This is a genomic window from Streptomyces sp. NPDC026659 (assembly GCF_040638245.1).
Classification (GTDB): domain Bacteria; phylum Actinomycetota; class Actinomycetes; order Streptomycetales; family Streptomycetaceae; genus Streptomyces.
Map to the genome: position 1 here is coordinate 110729 of NZ_JBEZXY010000013.1, position 25299 is coordinate 136027.

The following is a 25299-nucleotide window of genomic DNA, read 5'->3' on the forward strand; positions in this document are numbered from 1 at the left end:
GTCGGGGGGCATCCCGGTGGCCTTTTCCCGAGGTTAGGCTGGCAAACGGACGGCATCGTCCGTTTACGCGGAGGTGAGAGACAGTGACCGGGGATTCCTCTCGGATGACGGCCCCGGGCGTGGGCCGGTACGCGGTGGCCGACCCCGCCGAGGGGGAGGGGCTGCGGCTGGACGCCCGCCGCAACCGCCGCCGCATCCTGGCCGCCGCCCGCGAGGTCTTCGCCGAGCACGGCATCGACGCCCCGATGGCGACGGTGGCCCGCCGGGCCGGGGTGGGCGTGGCGACGCTGTACCGCCACTTTCCGACCCGGGACGACCTGGTCAAGGGCGCCTTCGCGCACCAAATGGCAGCGTGTGCGGGGGTGTTCGCGGAGGCGGTGGCCGACCCGGACGCGGGGCGCGGCTTCCGTCGTCTGGTGGTGGAACTGTGCCGTCTCCAGCGCGAGGAGCGCGGCTTCCCGGCGGCGTTTCTCGCGGCCTTCCCGGACCGCGCCCGGGAACACGCCGAGGCGCGTTCCGAGGCCGAGCAGGCCCTGTCCATCCTGATCCGCAGAGCGCAGGCCGCGGGCGCCCTCCGCCCCGACTTCCACGTCTCCGACCTGGCCGTCGTCCTGCTGTCCCATGGCGGCCTGGTCGCCGCCGTCCCCGACGACCCGGCGGCATCGGCGCGCCTGGTCGCCTACCTCCTCGACTCCTTCCGCCCGGCCCCGCAGCACGGCCCCCTGCCTCCACCGGGCGAGCTGAACCTGGCGGGCCTGCCGGTCACGGCGACGGCGCCGGGTTCCGGCTGAAGGAGAGCGTGCGAGTTGCCACAACTCGATCCGCCCAGTCAGCCGCCATTCGAGATACGTGGCCATGCTCGGAGCGACCCACGTGCTGCTGTCGTCTTCGTGGCTCCAGGCGAAGACGGCCACCGGACCTTTGGCCTCGACGATGTCGACGGCGACGTCGAGATCCGGTACGCCGAGGAACTCCACAGCCCGCTCCTGCCCCACGCCCAGCAGATCCGCGTGCACCACCTCGGCCCGGACGAACCCCGGCGTCTGAGCGGCGGCATCGGCACCCGGCTCGGCGCTGCCGACCGGCACCCCGGCTCCCCTTCCCCGCTGGTGCGACCGGTCCCGCCTGCATAGCGTGATCGCATGACCACAGAAACGGACCGGCCCGCTCTCGACGACCGGCGGTGGAAAGCACTCGGGGTCTGTCTGACCGCGGGCTTCATCTCCCTGCTCGACGTCTCGATCGTGAACGTGGCGCTGCCTTCCATGGAGCGCGGTCTGGGTGCCTCCGAAGCCACCCAGTCCTGGGTGGTGTCCGGGTACGCCCTCGCCTTCGGGCTCGCGCTCGCACCGGCGGGACGCCTGGGTGACCTGCGGGGGCGCCGCCAGGCGCTGCTGATCGGCCTCGGCGTGTTCACGGCCGCGTCCATGGCGTGCGGTCTCGCCCCCGGTCCCGCCTGGCTGGTGGTGTTCCGCATGATCCAGGGCGCGGCCGCCGGTGTGGTCGCACCGCAGACCTCGGGGCTGATCCAGCAGATGTTCCAAGGCGCCGAACGGGCCCGGGCCTTCGGTTTCCACGGCAGCGTCATCGCCGTGTCCACCGCCGTGGGCCCGCTCGTGGGCGGACTGCTGCTCCACGCGTCCGGCACGGACGACGGCTGGCGCTGGGTGTTCTTCGTCAACGTGCCCATCGGCGTGGCCGCCCTCGTCGCCGGGCACCGGCTGCTGCCCCGCCTCCCGGTGCCGAGCGGGCGACGGGAGAAGTTCGATCCGGTCGGCGTACTGCTCCTCGGCGCGGGCGTGCTCGCCCTGCTGCTTCCCCTGGTCCAGGAACAGCAATGGCAGGGACGGACGAAGTGGCTGCTGCTCCCGGTGGGCGCACTGCTGCTGGGCGCCTTCTGGATGTGGGAGAGGAACCGGGACCGCCGGGGCGACGCTCCGCTGGTCGACCTCGGGCTCTTCTCCCTGCGCTCCTTCACGCTCGGCACCCTGATCAGTCTCACGTTCTTCGGCGGGCTGACCACGATCTTCTTCGTCCTGTCGCTGTTCCTGCAGAACTCCGTCGGGTACAGCCCCCTGGCCGCCGGTGTGACGATCCTGCCGTTCGCGGCCGCCTCGGCGGTCGGCGCGGCCTTCGGGGGGCGGCTGGTGATGCGCTACGGCCGCGGCCTGGTCGTCATCGGCCTGAGCGGGGTGGCCCTCGGGCTGCTGGGCGTGGTGCTGGCCGTTCAGCTGGTGCCCGGCGAGGGCGTGGGCTGGGCCATGGCGCTGCCGCTGCTCATCGGCGGGATCGGCTCCGGGCTCACGGTCTCGCCCAACACGACCCTGACCCTCACGCTCGTGCCGGTACGACGTGCCGGTGCGGCCGGCGGAGTGATGCAGACCGGCCAGCGCATCGGCTCGTCCGTGGGCATCGCCGTGGTCGGCGCCGTGTACTTCGCGCACCTCGCCAACCACGGCCGTGCCACGACGGCTCTCCAGCTCGGGCTGCTCACGGCCGTGGCCATCATCCTCGTCGCCCTCGCCCTGGCCGTGGCGGATCTGCGCGAGCGCCGGGAGCATCCGGACGACGACGGCCCCGCGGCGACGCCGTGGCGCGGCGTGGGGGAGAGCGGGGCGGGCGAGAAGGCGGGCCACGGGGTCTGAGTTCCGGGCGGGGAACGCGAAATCCGGGCGGCCCTGAGCCGCCCGGATTCCGGACGCGTCAGCCCTTCGACGCGGTAGGCAGTCGGCGTGCCGCGAAAAGGACCATCGAAATCTTCAGCGCGGTCGAAATGGTCAGGGCCTGGAGGAAGGGCATTCCCATGAGCCACAGGGCCACCATCATGACGGTGAGGACCAGAAGGACCGGAACCAGATTGGTCTGTCCGACCGTGGAACGCAGTACACCAACGGGAGTTCGACGCCGAGCCCCCGTATCGACCGCGTCGACGGGCCTCACTTCTTCTTCGGCTTGCGGCATTTTCTTTCCTTCCCGGATTCGTTTTCCGTGAACAGCGCAGTGTCCCTTCGCGCCGCTCCCCCGTGAGCGGTACGAAGGGACACTGCCGGGTGAGGTGACCCGCGTGTGTGCCCCGGGCGCGCTCAGGCGCGAGCGAGCGTGGGCAGCAGACGCAGGGCGTTCGCGCGGTTGATGTGGCCGCGCTCCAGGTCGCCGAGGGCGGGGTCCGCGTCCAGCGCGGGGGCGGTCACCTCCGTGACCACACGCGTGGGGGTGGGCGGCCAGTCGCTCCCGTACAGAATCCGGGAGGAGCCCGCCGCGGCCAGCAGCGTGGGCGTGGCCGAAGGGGACATCGGCGCTGCCGTGTCGTAGTAGAAGCGGTGCAGGTAGTCGCGGACGCGGCCCGGGTCGACGGCGGGGACGAGTCGGCGGCCGAAGATCTCGATCCGGCCCGCGATGTACGGGAGGTACCCGCCGCCGTGCGGGAGGATGAAGGTGAGCCGCGGGAAGCGGTCCAGCGTGCCGTTCATGATCAGGCTCAGGGCGGCGCGCGTGGTGTCCATGAGGAAGTCGCACACGAACGGCGGTACGCCCTGGGGGCCGCCGGAGGTGGCCACCTGCATGGGGTGCGTGCTGATCACCGCGCCGCGTTCGTCGAGTTCCGCCATGAGCGGGTCGAGCGCGGGATCGCCCAGGTACGTCTCGCCCGTACTGGTGCGCGCGCTGACGCCGACGGCCCCGAGCTCGTCCATCCCGTGGGAGACGGACCAGCGGGAGAGCTCGGGGTCGTCGAGGAAGACGGGCGTGAAGAAGGCGAAGCGGCCGGAGTGCCTGGCCGCCAGGGCACCGGCGGCGTCGAGGGAGACCCGCGCGCTCTCCTTGCGCGCCGCCGCCTCCTTGGAGCGTCCCAGCATGGCCACGGTGAGGATGCTGGTGCGGGTGCCGGTCCGGTCCATCAGGTCCAGCGCGGCGGTCTCGTCCCATTGGGTCCACGGCGGCAGTTTGTCCCGGTCCACCATGCCGTTCTCCTCGGCCCACCGCACCCATTCGGGGGCGGTGTAGTGATGGTGGACGTCTATTCGTTCGCGGCGGGCGTCGTCGCCGCCCGGTGCGGTGCGGCGACCTATGTCGCCCGGGGCTTGCAGGTCGGTCGGCATGGAAGGGCTCCCTGGGGTGGAAGGGTCCGGGTGCGTCTGAAAGCGGGTCAGCGGCTGAGGAGACCTTCGAGGACGTGCGTCAGCTCGAGCTCGGGGTCCGTGGGGAGGTCCGTGGCGCGCCAGGCGACCATTCCGTCGGGGCGGACGAGTACCGCACCCCGGGCGGTGACGCCGTGGACGGCGGCCCAGTCCGCGCCACCGCCGCCGTCGGCGGCCGTGGTGTCGAGGTCGAACTCCGGGCCCGCGCCGACGCGGTAGGACTTCAGCGGGACGCCGAGCCGGGTCGCCGCGGCCTTGGCGGCATACGGCCACGGACCGGCCGCGGTGCCGGAGAGCAGGACGAAGGACCGCTCGTACAGATCGACGGTCGACCCGGTCTCCCCGTCGCGCACCACGGTCATGTGCGGGGCCCGGGTACCGGGGTCCCCCTCCAGCCGGAGGTCCTCCGGGATGGTCGGCGCCTCGGTGTCCGCGCCGGACACCGCCGTGGAGACGTAGCGGTAGCCGAGCGACACGGTCATCAGATCCGTGCTCTGCGCCGTGCTCTGCGCGGCCGCGTAGCCGGGGTGCTCCTCGCGGGCCGCCTGCTCGATGGCCCGCGCGATCGTCGCCAGGGCGACCGGGCGCCGCTCGTTCTCGTACGTGTCGAGGAGGCCCTCACCCGCCCAGCCGCGCAGTACCGCCGTGATCTTCCAGGCCAGGTTGTGCGCGTCCTGGATACCCGTGTTGGAGCCGAACGCGCCGGTCGGGGGCATCTCGTGGGCCGAGTCCCCGATGAGGAAGACGCGCCCCTCCCGGTAGCTGTCGGCGACCCGGTCCGCCGCGTGCCACGGGGCGCGCCCGGTGACTTCGACGTCCAGGTCCCGTACGCCGGCGGCGGCCCTGATGTGGTCCGTGATGCGCGTGTCGGTGAAGGACTCGAGCGTCTGGCCGCGCTCGGGGAACCACGGGATGTGGAAGACCCACTTCTCCTCGTTGTCGACGGGCAGCAGGACCCCGTCGCCCTCGGTCCCGTTCAGGTAGCAGACGAGGAAGCGCTGGTCGTTCACCACCTCGCGCAGGAGCTTGCTGCGGAAGGTGACGCTGACGTTGTGGAACAGGTCGCCCGCGCCGCTCTGCCCGATGCCCAGGCGCTCGCGCACGGGGCTGCGCGGCCCGTCGGCCGCCAGCAGATAGGCCGCACGCCGCGTGTACGTCAGACCGCTCTCCCGGTCGCGCAGTTCGCACGTCACGCCGTCGGCGTCCTCGGTGAAGGAGACCAGCTCCGTACCGAAGCGCACGTCCCCGCCCAGTCGGCGGGCGTGGTTCAGCAGGACGGGCTCCAGGTCGTTCTGGCTGCACGCGCACCGCACGGTGGAGCACAGGCCCTTCTCGGGCGCCCCGCCGGTGAGCCGGGCCGAGAGCCACCGGCTGGTCTCACCGCCCGAGAGCCGGTCCGTCTGCAGGATGCCGTGATTTTTGGACAGGGCGGACGCCGCCTCCCTGATGTCCGGCTCCAGACCGGCGGTGCGGAACAGCTCCATCGTCCGCATGTTGTTCCCCCGGCCCCGGGGGTGGTCGGACGTGGCGGCCCGGCGTTCGGCGACCATGTGGCCGACGCCCAGTCTGCCCAGAAACACCGACGCGGACAGTCCGACGAGCGAACCGCCCACGATCAGTACCGGCAGCATTTCTTCGTTTTCTTCGACTTCTGAGGCACGCTTGTCCACGGCCCGTCCTCCTCCAGTGACCCAGCGGTGGTTCGGGCAGCGATTTCGAACTCGTGGCGGCCCTGATTCCGAACCTGTCATACGGCCACCGGGTCGGCAATCGATCCTTCCCTCGGACGGCGCATTCGCCGTTTTCCGCGTCCGTACGGTGCCCGTAAAGACCGGTCGGCGTCAGGGTGAATCGGGTTTTCCCGTTCCGGGTGGCGTCAATGCATTCCAGCGTTCCGGCGTTCAGCCGCCTCGTGCCACTGCGGGAAGACCACTGCGGGAAGAGAAGAAGGACCGTCGATGACTCAGTTGCAAGAGCAGGAGAACACGGACGAGACAGCCCGGGCAGTGGACGCGGCATCCCGCGGCTGCCCCGTGTACCGCGCCAACCCGCACCCCCTCTACCGGCATCTGCGCGAGAACGCGCCCGTGTCCCGGCTCACCCCGCCGCACGGTGTGGACTCGTACCTCGTCACCCGGTTCGAGGACGCGAAGGCGGCCCTGGCCGACCCGCGGATCAGCAAGGACATGTACGCGGCCATCGACGCCTACCGGTCCATCTTCGGCGACTCCTCCATCGCCCTGGACGACAACATGCTGTTCGCCGACCCGCCGAAGCACACGCGGCTGCGCCGGATCGTCAGCAAGGCATTCGTCCCCCGCCGCATCGAGGCCCTGCGCCCCCGCGTCCAGGAGATCACCGACGCGCTGCTCGACCGGTGCGCCGCCCAGGACTCCGTCGACCTCCTGTCGGCCTTCGCCTTCCCGCTGCCCCTCCAGGTGATCTGCGAGCTGATCGGCGTCCCCGAGGAGGAGCGGGACGAGGTCCAGCAGTGGTGCAGCGTCGTCGCGCGCACCGGGTTCAGCAAGAAGGACAAGGACAAGCTGGCCGAGGCGGAGACCACGCTCAAGGAGTACTTCGAGGTCCTGATCGCCCGCAAGCGGCAGACCCCCGAGGACGACCTGCTGAGCGTCCTCATCCAGACGAGCGACGAGCAGGAGTCGCTGACCGACGGCGAGTTGCTGTCCACGCTGTGGGTCCTGCTCTTCGCGGGTCACAAGACAACGGCCTACCTCATCGGCAACGCCGTCTACACCCTCCTCACCCACCCCGACCAGCTCAAGCAGGTCATCGACTCGCCCGACCTCCTCCCCAACGCCATCGAGGAGGTCATCCGCTACGAGGGCTCGGTCGAGAACGCGACCTTCCGCCACGCCCTCGAGGACATCACCATCGCGGGAACGGTCATTCCCAAGGGCGCGCTCGTACAGATCGCGGTGACCTCGGCGAACCGGGACGACGCCGCGTTCGAGAACCCCGACGTCTTCGACATCACCCGCCCGGGCGTACAGAGCAACCACCTGGGATTCGGCACGGGCCCGCACTACTGCCTGGGCGCTCCGCTCGCCAGAATGGAAATGCAGATCGCCCTGACCTCCCTCCTCCACCGCTTCCCGGAACTCTCCCTGGAAACCCCGGACGACGAGGCGCAGTGGCTGAAGGTGCCGTTCCCGGCGTTCCGGGGACTGACGGAGCTGCGTGTGGCGCTGGGGTCGGCCGGGGCCCGGGGCGACCGGGAATCCGAGATGGCCAAGACCTTGTGAGTGCGTAGAGGCAGGGGCGGGGCCGGCGTCATCACCGACGCCGGCCCCGCCCCTGCTCACCCCTTCACCCGCGGTGCTACGGCGCCTCGAAGGCGCCCTCCCTCCCGGCCAGCCAGTGGTGTACGGCGAGCGCGGTGGTCCGAGCGTGTTCCTCCAGCACGGTGTAGTGGTCCCCGGGAACGGTGACTTCGGTGTGCGGCACGCTCCAGGGCGGGGCGGGCTCCGTGCCGGGCAGCGGGTCCCCGGCCCGTACGAAGAGGGTCGGGGCGGTGAGGCCCGAGGGCTGCCGGCCGGTGAAGAGCTCGAAGTATCCGGCCATGGCGGTGAGCCGATCCGGCTCGGCACCGGAGAACCGCGCCGCCCGGTGCAGCATGTCCGACGTCATCGCGGAGAGCGACTGACCGCGGTTGTCCGCGTCGTGAGGGTAGGTGTCCACCAGGACGACGGCGGCCGGGGCGGAGCCCTCCGCTTCCAGCCGCTCTGCCACGGCCTGAGCCACCCAGCCACCGGCCGAGCGGCCCAGGAGGACCACGGGCTCCTGACCCGCGAGCGCGCGGACAGCGGCGGTCTGCGCGGTGACGAAGGCGCTCAGCGTGGCCGGCAGCGCCTCTTCGGGCCTGAACCCCGGGTACCGTACTGCCGAAACCGGCCGCAGACCCCGCAGTCCGGCGCCGAAGCGCGCGTATTCCTGAGGCCCGGAGAGCGCGCTGAGCGCGGGGAAGCAGATCAGCCGGGCCCCCGTGCCACCCGCTTCGAGCGTCACGGGGGCGAGCACCGCATCGGTCGCCCCGGCGTCGTCGAAGACCGCGCGCAGGCGTGCGGCGACCGTGAGCAGCACCATGCCGTCCCAGGTCCGGCCCCGGCCACAGGCACTGCGGAACAGGGCGCCCAAGGAGTCCGGAGCGTCCCTGGGCTCCGGTACGCCTGCCACCCGCACCGGGGCATCCGCGGGACCGGCCGCGCTCGGACCGCCGGAAGCGCCGTCATGCGCGAGGCGGTCGGTGGCGGCCGGTCGTTCCGGAGCACCCGGGGAACCGGAAGGAACCAGCTCCCGTGCGTACCGTTCCGCCAGCTCGGCGGCGACCGCACGCGGCGTCGGGAAGTCGAACAGCAGCGTGGGCGGCAATGTCAGCCCCGTCGACGCGGACAGCAGGTTGCGCAGATCGACCGCGGCCAGGGAATCGAGCCCCAGGTCCGCCAACAGGCCGCCCTCGTCGATCGAGCCCGTGCCCTCCTGGTGGCCCAGTACCGAGGCCGCCCTGGACCGTACTTCCGCGAGCAGCAACCCCGTCCGCTCCTCCGGGGCGGCGGTCGCCAGCCGCCGGTTGAACGAAGCAGCGGCTCGGCCGTCCGCGCCTGCGGCGGCCCCCGGCAGGCGGGCCGCCTCCGGGACGCCCCCGTCGAGGACCGCGGGGTCGAGGCGGGCCGCGATCACCACGGGGTCGTCACCGGCCACGGCGGCGTCGAAGAGACTCAGCCCCTCCTCCGCGCCGAGCGGGGCGAACCCGGAGTCGGCCACCCTTCGCAGGTCCGTGCCGGCCAGGTGTGCCGTCATGCCGTCGCTCTGCCGCCACGGCCCCCAGACGATCGACGTACCGGGCAGCCCGAGTCGTTTCCGGTGCCGCGCCAGCGCGTCCAACACACAGTTGGCCGCCGCGTAGTTGGCCTGACCGGCGGCGCCGAAGACCCCCGCCACCGACGAGTACAGCGCGAACATCGCGAGCTTGTGCCCCCGCGTCAGTTCGTGCAGGGCGAGGGCTGTCTCCGCCTTGGGACGCAGCACCTTCTCCAGACGGGCGGGGGTGAGGGCCGGGACGATTCCGTCGTCCAGCACGGCCGCGGTGTGGACGACACCGGTCAGGGGATGAGCCGCCGGTACGGAGTCGAGCAGCGCGGCGAGCGCCGTCCGGTCCGTGAGGTCACATGCCCGTACGGTCACCCGGGCACCGGATTCGCCCAGCTCGGCGACGAGTTCGCCCACTCCCGGCGCGTCCGGCCCGCGCCGACTGGCGAGCAGCAGATGCCGGACGCCGTGAGTGGTGACCAGGTGCCGTGCGACCAGCATGCCCAGCGACCCGGTGCCGCCGGTCACCAGCACGGTGCCCTCCGGATCGAGCGCGGGCCGCGACCGCTGTCGCTCACCGGGCCCGGCCGACCGGGCGAGTTTCGGTACGTACGCCGTCCCCTTCCGTACGGCTGTCTCCGGTGCCGGAGTGGCCAGCAGCGCGGGAAGGACCCGCCAGGAGTCCGGGTGATCGTCCATGTCGATCAGGGCGAAACGGCCCGGGTTCTCGCGCATCGCCGAGCGGACGAGCCCCCACGCCGCCGCATGGGCCGGTACGCGGTCCCCGGGATCGTCGCCGTCATCGGCCGGATCACCGTCGTCCGGACCACCGTCTTCCGGGCCACCGTCGTCCGGGCCGACGGCGCCGGAGGTGACGAGGACGAGCCGGGAGCCCGCCAGGTTCGGATCGGCGAGCCATTCCTGTACCAGTCGCAGGGTCAGGCTCGCCGTCCGCAGAATCTGCGCCGACGGGCCCTCCGTACCGTCGGTCGTGCCCTCCGTACCACCGGTCCTGCCCGGCGACCACGGGCACGGTGCGACGACCACGGCCGGTGAACCCTGGCCCGCCGAAGCCGGATCGGCATACACGGGAACGCCGGAGCCCCGGGGTGCGAGCACCTCCGTCAGCCTGTTGCCCGCCCTGCCCAGAACGCCCCACACCGGCGCCGTGGGAGGCACCGGCGGCTCGGACAACGGAACCCAGTCCCTCCGGTGCAGCACCGCGGTGTCCGGAACCGCCCGTCCCGGTCCGCCGGGCGGAAGCGGCCGGAGCGCCAGCGAACGCACCCGCGCCACCGGAGCCCCCTTCTCGTCGGCCAGCTTCACTTCCGTCCGCCCGTCCGGTCCCGGAGCGAGCCGCACCCGCAGCCGCCGCGCGCCAGAGGTGTACACGTGCACCCCGCCGAAGGTGAACGGCAGGGCCGTGCCCCCGCCGCCGTCCGCCTCGAAGCGGCCCACCACCATGGGGCCGGCGAGTGCCAGCGCGTGCAGCGCGGCGTCCAGCAGCGCGGGATGCAGGACGAACCCCGGGCCGCCCGTCTCCGTGGCACCGGCCGCGTCGGGCAGCGCGACCTCGGCGTACAGCTCCTCCCCGACCCGCCAGGCGGCGCGCAGACCCCGGAACGCGGGCCCGTAGTCCAGACCGCTCCCGGCCAGCGGCCCGTACGGGTCGGCCCCCGGACCGGCTACGTGCAGCGGGACCGCGCCCGGCGGGGGCCAGGGCGCGGCGCCGGTCCCGGTGGCCGGTGTTCCGCGATCCGTCGGCCGCTGTGGGACCAAGGTCCCCGAGGCGTGCCGGTGCCAGGGACCATGACCGGCAGACGCGTGCGGCCGGGCGTGGAAGCGCACGGTCCGTCGCCCCGCGTCGTCCGGCCCCGACACCTTCACCTGGAGTTCGACCGGGCCCTCCGGGGGCAGCGACAGTGGCGCCTCCAGGACGAGTTCGTCCAGTACCGGTGTGCCCACCGACTCGCCGGCATGCAGGGCCATCTCGACGAAAGCGCTCCCCGGCAGCACCACCTCCCCCGCGATCCTGTGGTCGGCCAGCCAGGGCCGCTCCCGCACGGAGAGCATCCCCGTCAGCAACACTCCGTCGTCGTCGGCCGTCGTGGTGCGGTACGACAGGAACGGATGGGCCGGCGTGTGCGACGGGGGAGTGGGCCGGTTGCGCGGAGAGGCGTCGAGCCAGTAACTACGGCGCTGGAAGGGGTAGGTGGGCAAGGCGACCCGTCGGCCACCGCGCGCTGAGAGAACGGCCCGCCAGTCGACCGGAGCGCCATGGGCGTGCAGAGCGGCCAGGGTGTCGGTCAGGGCATCGCCCTCCGGCCGTGCCGCGCGCAGTGTCGGCAGGACCAGCGGCGGCGGCACCTCGCCGCCCGTGTCCGGAGCGGGCCCCGGCGCGGCGAGGCAGCCCTTGACCAGGCCGGTGAGCACCGCGTCCGGTCCGAGCTCGACGTAGTGTGCCGCGCCCCGGCCCCGAAGGTGTGCCAGCGAGTCGGCGAAACGGACCGGGCGGCGCACATGGTCCACCCAGAACTCCGGGGAACGCAGCTCTTCTTCGGTGGCGGCCCGTCCCCCCGCCACGGCGGAGACCAGGGGAATGCGCGGTGCGTCGAAGGACAGGCCCCGCAGCACCTCCGCGAAGTCGCCCAGCATGGGTTCCACGCGTACGGAGTGGAAAGCATGGCTCACCTGAAGCGGTGCCGTGAACCGGCCCCGGTCGCGGAAGTGCGCGACGGTCTCCCGTACCGCCGTCTCGTCCCCGGAGACGACCACCGCGCCGGGTCCGTTGACGGCGGCGATCTCCACCGCACCACCCGTATGCGCGAGTTGGGCGGTCACCTCTTCCTCACCGGCGGCCACGGCGGCCATCGCCCCGCCCGGGGGCAGCGCGTCCATCAGCCGGCCCCGCGCCGCCACCAGGGTGCAGGCGTCCGCGAGGGAGAGCACCCCGGCGACGTGCGCCGCCGTGATCTCGCCCAGTGAGTGCCCGGCCACCAGATCCGGGCGTACCCCCCAGGACTCCAGCAGCCGGAACAGAGCCGTCTCCAGGGCGAAGAGGGCCGGCTGGGCGAACCGGGTCGTGTGCAGGAGCGCGCCCGTCTTTGTGCCGGGGTCCGCGAGGACGACGTCCCGCAGGGGCACCGGCAACAGCGGATCGAGCAGGGAGCAGATCTCGTCGAACGACCGGGCGAAGGCCGAATACAGCTTCCGCGACGCGTACAACTCGCGTCCCATGGCGCTGCGTTGACTACCCTGACCGGTGAAGAGGAAGGCCAGCGGGCCGTCTTGGCGGCGCGAGGTGCCGTTGTGCACCAGGGGCCCGTTTCCGCCCTCCGCCACGACCCGCAGGGAAGCGAGCAGTTCCGCACGGTCCCGGGCCACCACCACGGCCCGGTGCTCGAAGGCCGTACGGGTGGTGGCGAGCGAGTACCCGATGTCCGCCGGGGCCGCGTCCGGATCGGCGGCCACCCGGTCGTACAACCGCCTTGCCTGCTCTTTGAGCCCCGGCGCGCTCCTCGCCGAGACCGGAACGGCGACCGCCTGGACCGCCCCGTCACCCGTCTCGGGAACCGGTGTTGGTGTGGCGGGATCCGTCGGTGCCTCTTCGAGCACCACATGGGCATTGGTGCCGCCGATGCCGAACGAGGACACTCCCGCACGGCGCGGCCGCTCCGAACTCGGCCATTCCGCGGCCCGGTTCAGCAGCGCCACCCGCCCCGGCGACCAGTCGACGCGGTCGGTCGGCTCATCGGCGTGCAGGGTGCGCGGCAGTACACCGTGTGCCATCGCCTGCACCGTCTTGATCACACCGGCCACCCCGGCGGCGGCCTGGGTGTGACCGATGTTCGACTTGACCGAGCCCAGCCAGAGCGGACGCTCCCGCTCCTGACGTCCGTACGTCGCCATGAACGCCTCGGCCTCGATGACATCGCCGAGCCGGGTGCCGGTGCCGTGCGCCTCCACCGCGTCGATGTCGCCGGGGCCCAACCCCGCGTCCGCGAGGGCCTGTTGGATCACCCGCTGCTGTGCCGGTCCGTGCGGTGCCGTCAGTCCGTTGCTCGCCCCGTCCTGGTTGACCGCCGAGCCGCGCACCACGGCCAGTACGGGGAGCCCGGCGTCGCGCGCCTCCGACAGCCGGCTGAGCAACAGCATCCCCGCGCCCTCGGCCCACCCCGTGCCGTCGGCGGACGCGCCGAACGCCTTGCAGCGGCCGTCCGGGGCCAGCGCCCGCTGCCGGCTGAACTCCACGAACGACAAGGGAGCGGACATCACGGTGGCCCCGCCGACGAGCGCGAAGGAGCACTCCCCGCGGCGCAGCGACTGGGCCGCCAGATGCAGAGCGACCAGGGACGACGAGCATGCCGTGTCCACCGTGATGGCCGGGCCCTCCAGCCCGAAGGTGTAGGCGATACGGCCGGAGGCGACGCTTCCGGAGTTGCCGATGCCGAGGTACCCCTCGACATGCTCCGGCACCTCCGTCAGCCGGCCGGCGTAGTCGCCGTACATCAACCCTATGTACACCCCGGTCGCCGAGCCGCGCAGAGTACGGGGAACGACACCGGCGTTCTCGAAGGCCTCCCACGCCACTTCGAGCAGCAACCGGTGCTGTGGATCCATGGCCGGGGCCTCGCGGGGCGAGATGCCGAAGAAGCCCGGATCGAATCGGTCCACACCCGAGAGGAAACCGCCCTCACGCACATATGTCCGGCCGGGGCGACCCGGGTCCGGGTCGTACAGCGCGTCCGTGTCCCAGCCCCGGTCGGTGGGGAACGGACCGATCGCGTCCCTCTCGTCGGCCACCAGCTGCCACAACTCCTCGGGGGAGGTCACACCCCCGGGATAGCGGCATGCCATCCCCACGATCACCACGGGGTCGTCGTCCCGCCGTGCCACGCCACGGTCCACGGAGGCGGGGCCGGACGACGCGGCGGCGCGCAGCGACCGGAGGTGCGCGGCGAGCGCGGCGGCCGTGGGGAAGTCGAAGGCGACGGCCTCGGAGAGCGGGAGCCCGGTCGCGTCGGACAACCGCTCACGCAGCACGGTGGCCGTCAGGGAGTCCATGCCCAGGTCCCGGAGCGCCGTCGTCGGCTCCACCGCCTCGGCCGGGCGGCCGAGCAGGGCCGCCACCTCGCTCCGCACCAGCGCCAGCAGTTCCCCCGCCGGTTCCCCGGTCGCCTCGGCGTCCAGCGCCCGACGGGACAGCCCGGCGAGGGCGTGCCGCCGTACCTTCCCGGAGGCGGTACGGGGAACGCGCTCCACCTCGTACAGGTCCGTGGGCACTTTGAAGGCGGACAGTTCCGCACGGCAAGCGGTGAGGATCGCTGCCCTGTCGAGGGCCTTGCCGCCCGGTGCGGCCACCAGGTAGGCGACCGGTACCTCGCCGAAGAGGGGGTGCGGGCGGCCGGCCACGGCGGCGTCCGCCACACCGGGCAGGCGCCGCAGTACCGCCTCCACCTCCGAGGGGTGGACGTTCGCGCCACCCCGGATGATCAGATCACTGGCCCGGCCGGTGATCACGACGTCCCCCGAGGGCTCGATCCTGGCCAGGTCGCCGGTGCGGAACCAGCCGTCGCGGAGCACCTCGGCGGTGGCCTCCGGCGCCCGGTGGTAACCGGCCATCACACCCGGCCCGCTCACCCACAACTCGCCCTCGCCCGTGTCCTGTCCGTCGGCGCCGCCGCCGACCCGGACCCGGGTGCCGGGCAGCGCCCGGCCGCACGACCCGGCCGCCGTCGCGTCACCCGGGGCCGCCATGGTCACCGGACCCGCCTCGGTACTGCCGTAGTGCTCCAGGTAGGAAGTGCCGCACACGGCTTCGAAGGCTCGCCGGAACTCCGGCCCCGCCGAAGCGCCTCCGCTGATGCAGCCCCGCAACGCGGGCGTGCCGAGTCCGTCGGCGCCTGTGCCTGTGCCTGTGCCTGTGCCTGTGCCGCCCCGCTTGTCGCGGATCGCCTCCAGCAGGGCCGAGTACGTGGTCGGTACGCCGCCGAGCAGGGTGGGAGGCTCGTCGGTACGGCGCAGTTCGCCGAGTACCTCCGTCACCGAGAACCGGGGCAGGAGCACGGCACTCGCGCCGGTCGCGGCCACCCCGAGAACGCAGACGATCTGGCTCATCGCGTGGTGGAGGGGTAAGGGCCACAGCAGCCGGTCCCGTTCCGAGAGGCCGAGGACGCCCACGAGTCCCGCCGCGATCGGCGCCAGGCGGTTGCGCTGCGTGGACAGGACGCCCTTCGCGATGCCGGAGGACCCGGAGGTGTAGAGCAGCCACGCGACTTCGTCCAGCCCGAGATCGTCCCGAGGGGGTCTGTCGGCCTCCGTGCCTGCCAGATCCTCGTACCGCCGGATGCCGCGCCCTGCCCAGGATGACGACGGAGTGCTCCCGTCCCCGTCGACCACCACTACGGTCACCCCAGGGCGGGTCAACAGTTCTGGTAGACGGGCGAGTTCGGCCTCATCGACGAGGAGTACACGCGCGCCGCAGTCGTCCAGCAGCCGGTTCAGCTCCGCACCGGGGCTCCCCGCGTCCAGCGGTACGCCCACACCGCTCGCCCGGGTGACCGCGAGCAGGCTCTCGACGGCCTCGACACGGTTGCCGAGCAGGATGGCCACCCGCTCGCCCCGCGCCAGCCCGAGCCCGGCCAGATGGCCCGCGAGCCGCCCGGTCCGCCGCTCCAGATCCCGGTACGTCAACCGCGTCCTGCGGTCCTGGAAGGCAACCTTGTCGCCGAGACGCCCGGCATGCTCCCGCAGTAACTCGGGAATCGGCCGGACCATGCCAACGTCTGTATTCATTCGCCGGAAATCCCTTGTGTGCGCTTGTGGTTGAGGGCGCCGTACGAGTCGTCCGAGGTGGTCTCGCGGAGAGCGTGTCAGGTGTCGGCCGGCTCGGTGGGGGAGGGCGTCGCGGCGTGGGCCCTGAGGAGTCCTTCGACGCCGAGCAGGAAGGTCTCGCACACCAGCGCCGGGTCGAAGAGGCAGCCCGCGGCCATCGCGCCGTCGCGCATCATCACGAAGTGGCGGGCGGCGGGTTCGGCGGGCTGCTCCCGAATCTGGGCCAGCAGCCCGGTGACGGTGTCGAGGAACCACTGGCGGTGCGCCAGGACGGCCAGGTGGACCGGGTGTTCGGGGTCCGGGTACTCGGCGACGGCGTTGAGGAAGGCGCACCCTCGGAAGCCGGGGGACCGGATGCCCTGGGCGATGGACGAGCCGAGGGCCCGGACGGTGTCGGCCGCCGGCAGCCCGGCGGCGATGGCCGCGTCCGCCTGGCCGCGCAGGGCGCGGTCGGCGTCCTCCAGGTAGGCGACGACGAGGCTCTCCTTGCTGGGGAAGTGGCGATAAAAGGTGGCCCGTGTCACCTGCGCCTCCGCGACGATGCGGTCGACACCGACGCTGTGGATCCCCTCCGCGTAGAACAGCCGGCCGGCCGTCTTGAGCAGCCGGGATCGTGCTTCCGACGGCCGGCTCTCGGATTCGCTGTGCACCATGCGGCCCATCGTAATGGGTAGAACGTTCGGTCTTGACAAGCCGCGACACGGTTGCGAGTGTTGTTGAACAGAACGTTCGTTCTCGCTGGAGGTCTTCGCGTGTCCACCGAAAGGATCACCGTGAGCACCATTACCGCTCCGTCCGGCATCAGCGGTACGGCGTCCGCCCTGCGGCGGCTGTACTTCGTCCGGTTCGCGTTCGCCATCGTCTGGGCCCTCGTGATGTTCACGATGACCGCGAAGCTCAGTCCGCTCGGGATCGTCCTGCTCGTGCTGTATCCCCTGTTCGACGTGGGTGCGGCCGTCGTCGACGCGCGGTCCTCGCGCACCACGGGATCGTCGGCGCTCCTGTACGTGAACATGGCGGTCAGCCTGGTCGCGGCCGTCGGCGTGGGTATCGCCGGCGCGTCCGGCATCCCGGCGGTGCTGCGCGTGTGGGGCGCCTGGGCGATCGTGTCCGGGCTGGTCCAGCTGATCGTGGCCGTCCCCCGTCGCAAGCTGGGAGGCCAGTGGCCGATGATCCTCAGCGGCGGGATCTCGGTCCTGGCCGGGGCGTCGTTCGTCGCGTCGGCCGGTGCGGACAACCCCATGCTCACCAGCGCGGTCGGCTACGCCGTCCCGGGCGGCATCTTCTTCCTGGTCTCAGCCCTGCGCCTGGGGCGTGCCGCCAGGGAGAACTGACACGGGCGACCGCGTGCCCGGGTCAGGCAGCCGGGGTCCACTGCTGCGCGGCCGTGCCGTTGCAGTCGTAGATCTGCAGCTGGGTCCCGTCGGCGGTGGAGCTCGCCGGGTCGTCCAGGCACCGACCCGACTGCGGGTTGACCAGCGAGGAGCCGGGGCCGGGCACCCAGCGCTGGGCGCCGGAGCCGTTGCACTGCCAGAGCTGCACTCCGGTCCCGTTCGCGGTCCCGCCGTTGCTCACGTCGAGGCAGCCGCCCAGCGCCCGCAGGGTGCCGCCCGCGTCGGGAACGTGGGCCCACCGCTGCGCGTCGGTGCCGTTGCAGCCGTACAGCTGCACAGGCGTGCCGCCGGCGGTGCCGGAGTTCCGCACATCGGCGCACTTGCCGGTGATACCCGAGTGGAACACCGCGGTGCGTACCTGGCCCTGGGACTTCAGCGCGGACTCCACGAGCGACGCGGCCGCCGCCATCCCCGCTTCGTTGGGGTGGTACGCGGAGCGGCCCGCCGCCGGACGGTACGTCTCCACCCACGGGCTCCCGGCGCACGCGTCGTGTCCGTGGGCGGCGGCCGCCAGATCGACCAGGGTCGCACCGGTGGCGGCTGCCGCGGTGGCGGTGGCGTCCGTCAGGCGCGAGGCGATACCGCGCTCGAACGCCGCCTGGTCGTCCGTCAGCGGGACGTCGGCGCAGACCCCGGCGTCCGGCAGGAGGGTGAAGTAGTTGACCAGGTAGACGTGCGCCTGCGGTGCCGCGCCGTGGACGGCGTTCACGATGGCCTCGATCCGCCCGGCCAGGGCGGGGAAGGTCTGGTCGATCGCGTTCCGGTCCACAGTGCCGCAGTTGGTGCCGCCGCCGGTCTGACAGGAATAGGCGTTGATGCTGCCCAGATAGTTGACGTCGTTTCCGCCGATGGTGACGGTGACCACCCGGGTCGCCGTGGTCACGGCCTGGGCCTGCGGCGGCCGGCCGGACTGACCGACCGTCAGCACGTTCGCGGTGGTCGCGCCACTGCACGAGACATCCGTCAGGTCTGCCCCGGTATCGCGGGCGACGATGGTGGCGTAATTGCCGGCCGACCGGGCGCATGCCGTGGCCCCGCTGCCCGCCTGCGCCGGCGGGATGCCCGGCCCGGCCGCGAAGGAGCTGCCCATCGCGACGTAGCCGAGCCCCGAGACGGCGTCGGCCGAGGCGCCGGGCCCGGACTGTGCCCGCGCCCAGGCGGTCGTCGCGGGCGTGGCGACGGCGAGGGTCAACGCGGCGGCCACGGCGCACAGCACGCGCGCCGGTCTCCGGCCGGGGACGCGGCTCTTCGAGTGTGGAACCGGCATCGGGTTCTCCACAGGAATGGGGCACGGCACGAGCGCGGGACCGTACCCGGCTTGGCAACGTTGTCGGTCCGGACCCTAACGGGTGACGGTCCCCGGGCCAAGGGCCCGAACGCGCCCGCTCGGCCGACGGCCCTCACCGGGGAGTCGCACCCTCAAGCCGCTGCGGCGGTCGCGCTCGCGCCGGCGGCGCCCCCGGAGCGCGTCAGCCGCCGGCGGGCCCCCCGCTACGGCCGTCCCGTCACCTCCGGCACGTTGTACCCCTCAACCCTCAGCCCCGGTCGCGCCCCATCCGCGCGGCCGGGCCACGACACGGTGACCGTCCGGGATTCGCCGGGCAGCAGCCAGAGGTAGTTGTCGTTGTACTCGGCGGGCAGTATCCGGTCGCCGGAGCGGGTGTCCACCAGGGAGAGGCGCAGCATCGCGGCCACCGACGAGCCCCGGTTGGTCACCCTGGCGGTCAGCTCGCGCCGCCCGTCGGAGTTGGTGTGCGGGCCGGTGACGTCCACCGAGACCCTGGTCCGCCGGGTCTTGTTCAGTGCCCGCATGGCCTGCGGTGTCCGGTACCGCCAGTAGGTGTTCTCCGCGAGGGTATTTCCGTGCTCGTCGGTGAGTCGCAGGCGCAGCAGGTACAGGTCGGGCAGGGAGTCGTTCGGGTCGGTGGTGAAGGCATGAGCGGTGGTGGATGGAGCGATGTCCAGGGTCGCCCGCTGCTCACCGGCCACCTGGCGGCCGTCGAGGTCGTACCAGTGGGCAGTCACGGTGGCCCGGCGGATGGTGTGCGGGGTGTGGTTGACGGCGATGACCTGGCCGTCGACCGGGTTCGACTGCACGTGCACGGGTTCGGATGCCTTGCGGGAGCCGTAGTAGGCGCCGTTGACGTCGAAGTCGTAGTCGTAGGTCTGCCAGACCGTGCTGTACCAGGCAGGGTGGGACATCCACAGCAGCAGTGCGCTCGCGTCGTCCCAGAGGCGGGCGTTCCACGCCTCGAACATGGCGCGGTGGTTCTCGTAGTTGAGGAACTGCGCCTTGCGGCAGAAGTCGTCCAGGTCCGTCGCCGTGCCGAGCCGCGACTCGATGGCGGCGCGGTAGTTCTGTGGGGCCTGGTTCCCCCGGGTGCTCCAGTCGTGGTGGTACCAGGCGCCGCCGACGGGCCACTCGGGCTCGTCGCCGGTCAGGTGGCGCATGGTCTCGGCCGTGGGGACCACCGGCATGCCGATCTCGGTGTGGAAGCCGTAGTTCTTGCTGCCGTAGGTCGTCGGGGAGAAGTACTTCTCCGGTTCGACCCAGCCGTAGGGGCCGCCGCCGGTGACGATGCCGTCCGCGGAGTTGTTCTGGTACAGGATTCCGGGTGCCCCGGAGCGGACCGCGTCGCGCATGCCGTCGTCGACGGCGGCGGGCGGGTTGCCCTCGTTGGCCCCGCACCACACGACGACGCTCGGGTGGATGCGGTAGCGGAGCACGACGTCCCGCGCCGTGCTGTTGAAGGCGTCGTGGTCGGGCGGGTCCATCGCCCAGGCGTTGGGGAAGTCGTTCCAGACCAGCAGGCCGTGCTGGTCACAACTGGCGTAGAACTCCTCGCGGTTGCTGCTTCCCACCCAGTTGCGGATCATCGTGAAGTTCATGTCGCGGTGCATCCGCACGGCGGTGTCCATGCGTTCGGCCGGCATCCGGCGCAGCAGCTCGTCCCAGCCCCAGTTGCCGCCCCGGCAGAACACCCGCACGCCGTTGACGCTGATCCTCAGCGGCGCGATCGAGTTGTCGACGGACGTGACGTCCGTCCAGTCCGTGCCGTTGTCGGAGACCTGGATGGTGTACGTCCGCGCGTACGCCTGCTCCCAGGTGATCGCCACCCGGTCGAACCGCTCCGGGGTGCCGAGGTCGAACCGGATCCAGCCGTCGTCCTCGTAGGCCGAGGTCCAGCGGGTGCCGGCGTCGCCGTCCACCGCGTTGCCGGCGACCGTGCCCTCGCCCTCGGTCGAGGCGGTGGCGGGCTTGCGCAGCGCCAGGTTGGTGCCCGGTCTGGCGCTGTCCACGACGGCCAGCTCCCACATCGAGAAGCCCCAGCTTGTGGCGCGCGTCCGGCACAGCACCCGCAGGTGGCGCGCGGTGACCGCGTCGAACTCGACGTTCTGCATGCTCGCCGGGCCGGGGGTGTGGAACGGCAGCGGGGCGGCGGCGTTGTCGACGTCGCGCACGTCCGTCCAGGCGGAGCCGTCGCCGGAGACCTGGACGGTGTACGTGCGTGCGTACGCCTGTTCCCAGTCGACCGCGATCCGGTCGAAGGAGACCGGCGAGCCCAGGTCCACCTGGACCCACTGTCCGTCGTCGAAGGAGGAGGACCAGCGGGTGTCGCCGTCGCCGTCGGTGACGTTGGCCGCTCCGTGCGAGGGGTCGTCGACGGAGGACGCGGTCGCCTTCCTGCCGAGGGCCAGGTCGTTGCCGGGGGCGGAGCTGTCCAGGACCGACAGGTTCCATATCGAGGAGCCCCACTGCGTGGCGCGGGTGTGGCACAGGAGGCGGACGTAACGCGCCTTCTGCCGGGCGAAGTTCACGGTCTGGGTGAAGACGTCGCTGCTCCGCCGGAACGTCATCGGCAGCGCGCCGTACTCGTAGCCGAACTGGCGTATGCCGAAGCGGGCGGTGCGGCGGTCGCTCTCCCGGCCGTCCACGGACGCGGTCAGGGTGAGGTCGTGCAGGGTTGGCTCGCCGTAGCCGTTGGGCCACCACAATGCGGGGTCGCGCAGGCGCAGTTGCGGGAAGTCGGCCGGGGTGAAGGTGACATCGGTGCTCCTGCCGCCGGGGACCGTCACGGTCCGGGTGACCCGTACCCGGCCGAACGCCGCGGTGACGGTGACGCGTTGGTCGGCGCTGTCGGCGTTGCGCACCGGGACCACCACGGTCAGCTCGGCGGTGGTGGTGGCGGGCAGGTCGGGCAGCAGGGTGTCCACGCGCGGGTCGCCGATGACGGCGGCGCCGGTGGAGCGCAGCCGGACGTGGTTCCAGATGCCGGCCGCGCGGTCGCGCACGGCGGGCATCCAGTCCCAGCCCGAAGAGGCCAGGTAGGTGGGGGAGTTGCGGTTCATCATGGTGGCGCCCGCGTCGACGAAGGCGAGACCGGCCGGGCCCTTGTCGGCCGGACTGCCGGGGAACGGCACGGGGGTGATCTTCACCGCGAGCGCCTGGCCGCCGGCCGCCAGCAGTTCGGTGATGTCGTAGGAGGCACGCGCGAACGGGTTGGTGAAGGATCCGGCCCTGACGCCGTTGAACCAGACCTCGGCCTCGTGGTTCACGCCGTCGAACTCCAGCCAGACATGCCGTCCCGAGCCGGTCCGCAGGCCCCTGGGCAGGGTGAACTCGCGCCGGTACCACCAGGAGTGCCGGGACAGGGCCTCGGGCACGTGGAGGTTGCCGAACCCGGCCACCGGGTCGGGAAGTCGGCCCTGGTCCACCAGTGAGGTCAGTACGGTGCCCGGAACGGTCGCCGGGAGCCAGCGGCTCGTGTCGTGCCCCGTGCGGGACAGGACGGCACCGTCGGCGCCGGCCCAGTCGTCCATCGTCAGGTCCCAGCCGGACTCCAGCGGGACGGTTCCGTCGTCGGCCGCCTTCAGCGGCTCGGGGTGCCGTTCGCGCACGCCCCAGTCGGTCCAGCCGGTGGCCTCCGGGCGCCGGGTGCGGCAAGTGCCGTAGACCTGGAGGCCGTTGAGGCCGAGCGGGTTGCTGTTGGAGCGCTTGAACACCGTCATGCGCACCCAGCGCGCGGTGACCGGCTCCGGCAGGGCGATGTCCATCTCGCCGCCCCTGCCGGAATCGGTGCGGTACACCGCCGTCCAGGACGCACCGTCGCGCGAGGTCTCGACGACGAAGTCCGTGGCGCAGCTGGAGAGGATCTCCCGGCCGGTGGTGTTGTCGCGCGGGCTTCCGGTCGGGGACTCCTTGAACGGCGGGTCGTCCGCGGTGGCCTCGAACACCAGCCGCAGCGAGGAGACTTCGCACAGCGCCTGAAGGTCCACCTTGATCCACTGGGGGTCGCCGTCCGCCGCCCGCCAGCCACTGCCCCGGACCCCGCGCACCGCGAGGCCGTCCACGGCGAACTCGCCGGGGGTCGGCGCGTAGTCGGTCGAGGACACCGAAACCGGCCGGTACGCGGCGAGTTCGGCCGGGGGAGTGTCCCGGCCGGGGTGTCCGGTTCCCGCCGCGGCGGCGGAGGCGAGCGGGCCCATGCCGAGGCCGAACCCGGCCAGGAGGGTGGATCCCGCCGACAGTACGGCACGCCGGGAGGGCACGGAGGACTGATCCGACATCAACAAGGCTCCGATCAGGGCAGACCGAGGAACGGCGAGGCTGGGGGAACAGAGCGGATGACAACGTTGCCATGCGCTTGACAACGTTGCCGAACACTGCCGCCACGCGATCGGGCTGTCAAGACGTCCGACGCGTCGCGACTTTGTTTCTCTTAAATTAGGAATAAATATTGACAGTGTTTCGGCCGGGCGCCACAGTCGTCGCCGTGACACCGCAGGCCCCTGCTCCGGTGCGCCGCCGCGCCGGTGCCCGCCCGCGGCCCGTGGCACACATCCCGCTTCCCAACCTCTGGGAGAGGCACGTGACTTCACGCCCGCCCGTACCCGATCCCCGCCGCGTCCGGCTCGCCCGGACCACGCTCGCCGCGGCGAGCGCGGTGGCCCTGGCCGCCACGATGACGCCCTCCGCCCACGCGGCTCCGGGCGTGGACCAGGGCGCGCCGGACTACTACGACAGCGGTCTCGCCCCCACGCCCTACATGGGCTGGAACACCTATTACGGCCTCGGCGCGCCCACCGAGAAGGAGGTGCGCTCCGTCGCGGACAAGCTGGTCAGCAGCGGTCTGCGCGACAGCGGTTACGACATCGTGTGGCTCGACGGCGGCTGGCAGGCCGACGTCCCCCGCGACGCTCAGGGGCGGCTGACCGCGAACCCCGAGCGTTTCCCGTCCGGCATCCCGGCCCTCGTCTCCTATCTGCACCGGCGCGGACTGCGGGCCGGCATCTACACCGATGCGGGCACCTACGACGGCGGCAGGAGCTGCGGTCTGGGCAGCCGGGGCCACTACGAGCAGGACGCCAGGCAGTTCGCCGGATGGAAGGTCGACGCCATCAAGGTCGACTTCCTGTGCGGCATCTCCGAGAAGCTCGATCCGGGCACCGCGTTCAAGGAGTTCGGCGACGCGGTCGCCAAGTCGGGCCGCAGGATGCTGCTGAACCTGTGCAACCCGCTCACCGACGACTGGGGCCTGCCGCACACGCCCGAGCAGGACGCCCACAACACCTACGCCTACGCGCCGACCGTCGCGGACTCCTGGCGCACCGGCACCGACATCGCCTGGGGCACCCCGAGCCCCGGTCAGTGGCCCAACGTCCTGCGCAACATGGACGCCAACGCCTGGCACCCCGAAGCCCAGGGCCCCGGCCACTACAACGACCCCGACTACCTGATCCCGACGCGACGCATGGCGGACGGGAACCTCGAGCTGACCGAGGAGGAGTCGACCACCCAGTTCGTCATGTGGGCGGAGATGGGCTCCCCGCTGGTCCTCGGCTCCGACCCGCGCACGCTGTCGCCGTCGATGCTCGCCGTCCTGCGCAACCCCGAGATCATCGGCGTCGACCAGGACCGCCTCGGCGTCCAGGGCGTCCGCGTGGCCACCGACGCGACCGGCGACGTCTACAGCAAGGTCCTCTCCGGGCACGGCCGCCGCGCGGTCGTCCTGCTCAACCGCTCCGGCCAGGCGGCCGAACGCACCGTCAAGTTCTCCGACGCCGCACTCGGCGGCCGGGTCGAGGTCCGCGACCTGCGCGCCCGCGCCGACCGGGGCACGCACACCGGGTCGTACACCGTCACGGTCCCCGCGCACGGCACGGCCTTCCTCCGTCTCACCGGCGACGACGCGCTGCCCGGCACGGAGCTCGGCCTGCCCGCCACCGCGAGCCCGGCCGCCGTCCGCACCGGCTCCATGCTCGACACGTTCGCGCGCGGCCCGCGCGGCACCCTGCTCCAGCAGATCTCCGACGGCAGGGGCAACCGCGTCCTCGACCTCGGCGGCCCGGTCCGCGGCGGCATCCTCGGCCAGCCCTCCGCCCACGCCTCGGCCGACGGCCGGATCGACGTCTTCGTACGCGGCGCCGACTCCCATGTCTACCGGCGCTATTACACCGGGGGCCGCTGGAGCGGCTGGCAGAGCCTGGGCGGCCGGGTCGCCGACGCCCCGGGCGTCGCCTTCACCGACCCCGGGCACTGGACGCTGTTCGCCACGGACACCGGCGGCCGCATCGTCCAGCGCGGCGCGAACACCGGCTGGACCTCGCTCGGCACGCCCGGCGACCGCCCGGCGTACGGCAGACCGTCGGCGGCCGTCGACTCCGAGGGCCGTGTCCACGTCGCCGTGCGCTCCGCCGCCGACGACATCCGGACCCGCAGCCGCACGGCGGACGGCGAGTGGTCCGACTGGACCTCCATCGGCGGCACGGTCGGCGGCAGCCCGACGCTCGTCGCCTCCGGCGACCGTGTGCTGCTCTACGTCCGCGCCGGCGACTACACGCTCTGGCAGCAGCGGTACGACACCGGTGCCTGGCAGGGCTGGAGCAAGCGCGAGGAGTTCCCGAGCGCCGCGTTCGACGGCTCGCTCGGCGCCGTCGCGGGCCCGGACGGCACGGTCGACGCGGTGTACCGAGGGGTCGACGGCACCGTCCACCACACCCAGTTCAAATAAATTAGTAATTAATCTTGACGTGGTGCGGGCACCACGCGAACCTTGATCCGCCGCGACGGGGCCGCCCCCGGCCCCCGGCCGACCGGCCCCGTCGCG

Annotated in this window: 13 protein-coding genes; 6 read left to right on the top strand and 7 right to left on the bottom strand. The window is 72.3% G+C overall.

The features are described 5' to 3' along the window. Nucleotides 1–104 precede the first annotated feature (104 nt). From AB0E91_RS28295 to AB0E91_RS28305, 3 genes are all read left to right on the top strand, one after another. Nucleotides 105–791 carry a helix-turn-helix domain-containing protein gene (locus AB0E91_RS28295; protein ID WP_361787661.1) on the top strand — a complete coding sequence of 229 codons (687 nt, stop codon included), beginning with the start codon at nt 105–107 and terminating at the stop codon, nt 789–791. 99 nt (nt 792–890) lie between these two features. After that, nucleotides 891–1133 (top strand): hypothetical protein, encoded by a 243-nt coding sequence (locus AB0E91_RS28300; RefSeq protein ID WP_361787663.1) that lies wholly within the window; start codon nt 891–893, stop codon nt 1131–1133. Between the two features lie 9 nt (nt 1134–1142). Further along, entirely contained in the window at nt 1143–2645 is a 1503-nt protein-coding gene (locus AB0E91_RS28305; protein ID WP_361787665.1) for an MFS transporter, read from the top strand. Nucleotides 2646–2703: 58 nt separating this feature from the next. Here the strand turns inward: AB0E91_RS28305 and AB0E91_RS28310 are convergent, their stop codons facing one another. The 3 genes from AB0E91_RS28310 to AB0E91_RS28320 all read right to left on the bottom strand — a co-directional run bounded on the left by AB0E91_RS28310 (nt 2704) and on the right by AB0E91_RS28320 (nt 5767). Further along, nucleotides 2704–2961, bottom strand: coding sequence for a hypothetical protein (locus tag AB0E91_RS28310; RefSeq protein ID WP_361787667.1), 258 nt, complete (start codon nt 2959–2961; stop codon nt 2704–2706). Nucleotides 2962–3083: 122 nt separating this feature from the next. Then, a complete protein-coding gene (locus AB0E91_RS28315; protein WP_361787669.1) occupies nt 3084–4097 on the bottom strand; it encodes an amidohydrolase family protein in 1014 nt (337 codons plus the stop codon). A 47-nt stretch (nt 4098–4144) separates the two neighbouring features. Next, nucleotides 4145–5767 (bottom strand): FAD-dependent monooxygenase, encoded by a 1623-nt coding sequence (locus AB0E91_RS28320; RefSeq protein ID WP_361787671.1) that lies wholly within the window; start codon nt 5765–5767, stop codon nt 4145–4147. Between the two features lie 327 nt (nt 5768–6094). On the opposite strand from AB0E91_RS28320, the gene AB0E91_RS28325 reads away from it, so the two are divergent. Then, entirely contained in the window at nt 6095–7399 is a 1305-nt protein-coding gene (locus AB0E91_RS28325; RefSeq protein WP_361787673.1) for a cytochrome P450, read from the top strand. A gap of 76 nt (nt 7400–7475) precedes the next feature. Here the strand turns inward: AB0E91_RS28325 and AB0E91_RS28330 are convergent, their stop codons facing one another. Beyond that, nucleotides 7476–15740, bottom strand: a complete 8265-nt coding sequence (locus AB0E91_RS28330) for a type I polyketide synthase (protein ID WP_361787675.1) — start codon at nt 15738–15740, stop codon at nt 7476–7478. A gap of 95 nt (nt 15741–15835) precedes the next feature. Next, a complete protein-coding gene (locus tag AB0E91_RS28335) occupies nt 15836–16450 on the bottom strand; it encodes a TetR/AcrR family transcriptional regulator (RefSeq protein WP_361787677.1) in 615 nt (204 codons plus the stop codon). A gap of 120 nt (nt 16451–16570) precedes the next feature. Here AB0E91_RS28335 and AB0E91_RS28340 point away from each other — a divergent pair, with 120 nt between their 5' ends. Next, complete coding sequence (locus AB0E91_RS28340) at nt 16571–17131, top strand: hypothetical protein (protein WP_361787679.1); 561 nt, start codon at nt 16571–16573, stop codon at nt 17129–17131. A 22-nt stretch (nt 17132–17153) separates the two neighbouring features. On the opposite strand, the gene AB0E91_RS28345 is transcribed toward AB0E91_RS28340, so the two are convergent. Further along, on the bottom strand, nt 17154–18458 hold the full coding sequence (locus AB0E91_RS28345) for a ricin-type beta-trefoil lectin domain protein (RefSeq protein WP_361787681.1): 1305 nt from the start codon (nt 18456–18458) through the stop codon (nt 17154–17156). Between the two features lie 224 nt (nt 18459–18682). After that, complete coding sequence (locus AB0E91_RS28350) at nt 18683–22759, bottom strand: discoidin domain-containing protein (protein WP_361787683.1); 4077 nt, start codon at nt 22757–22759, stop codon at nt 18683–18685. A 395-nt stretch (nt 22760–23154) separates the two neighbouring features. On the opposite strand from AB0E91_RS28350, the gene AB0E91_RS28355 reads away from it, so the two are divergent. Further along, a complete protein-coding gene (locus AB0E91_RS28355) occupies nt 23155–25203 on the top strand; it encodes a glycoside hydrolase family 27 protein (protein WP_361787819.1) in 2049 nt (682 codons plus the stop codon). The last annotated feature ends 96 nt before the right edge of the window (nt 25204–25299 follow it).

What these genes read in the sequence shown, in the direction of transcription:
- AB0E91_RS28315 (WP_361787669.1), bottom strand. Translation starts at nt 4,097, where the DNA reads ATGCCGACCGACCTGCAAGCCCCGGGCGACATAGGTCGCCGCACCGCA.
- AB0E91_RS28305 (WP_361787665.1), top strand. Translation starts at nt 1,143, where the DNA reads ATGACCACAGAAACGGACCGGCCCGCTCTCGACGACCGGCGGTGGAAA.
- AB0E91_RS28335 (WP_361787677.1), bottom strand. Translation starts at nt 16,450, where the DNA reads ATGGTGCACAGCGAATCCGAGAGCCGGCCGTCGGAAGCACGATCCCGG.
- AB0E91_RS28320 (WP_361787671.1), bottom strand. Translation starts at nt 5,767, where the DNA reads ATGCTGCCGGTACTGATCGTGGGCGGTTCGCTCGTCGGACTGTCCGCG.
- AB0E91_RS28325 (WP_361787673.1), top strand. Translation starts at nt 6,095, where the DNA reads ATGACTCAGTTGCAAGAGCAGGAGAACACGGACGAGACAGCCCGGGCA.
- AB0E91_RS28350 (WP_361787683.1), bottom strand. Translation starts at nt 22,759, where the DNA reads ATGTCGGATCAGTCCTCCGTGCCCTCCCGGCGTGCCGTACTGTCGGCG.
- AB0E91_RS28330 (WP_361787675.1), bottom strand. Translation starts at nt 15,740, where the DNA reads ATGGTCCGGCCGATTCCCGAGTTACTGCGGGAGCATGCCGGGCGTCTC.
- AB0E91_RS28345 (WP_361787681.1), bottom strand. Translation starts at nt 18,458, where the DNA reads ATGCCGGTTCCACACTCGAAGAGCCGCGTCCCCGGCCGGAGACCGGCG.
- AB0E91_RS28295 (WP_361787661.1), top strand. Translation starts at nt 105, where the DNA reads ATGACGGCCCCGGGCGTGGGCCGGTACGCGGTGGCCGACCCCGCCGAG.
- AB0E91_RS28355 (WP_361787819.1), top strand. Translation starts at nt 23,155, where the DNA reads ATGACGCCCTCCGCCCACGCGGCTCCGGGCGTGGACCAGGGCGCGCCG.
- AB0E91_RS28310 (WP_361787667.1), bottom strand. Translation starts at nt 2,961, where the DNA reads ATGCCGCAAGCCGAAGAAGAAGTGAGGCCCGTCGACGCGGTCGATACG.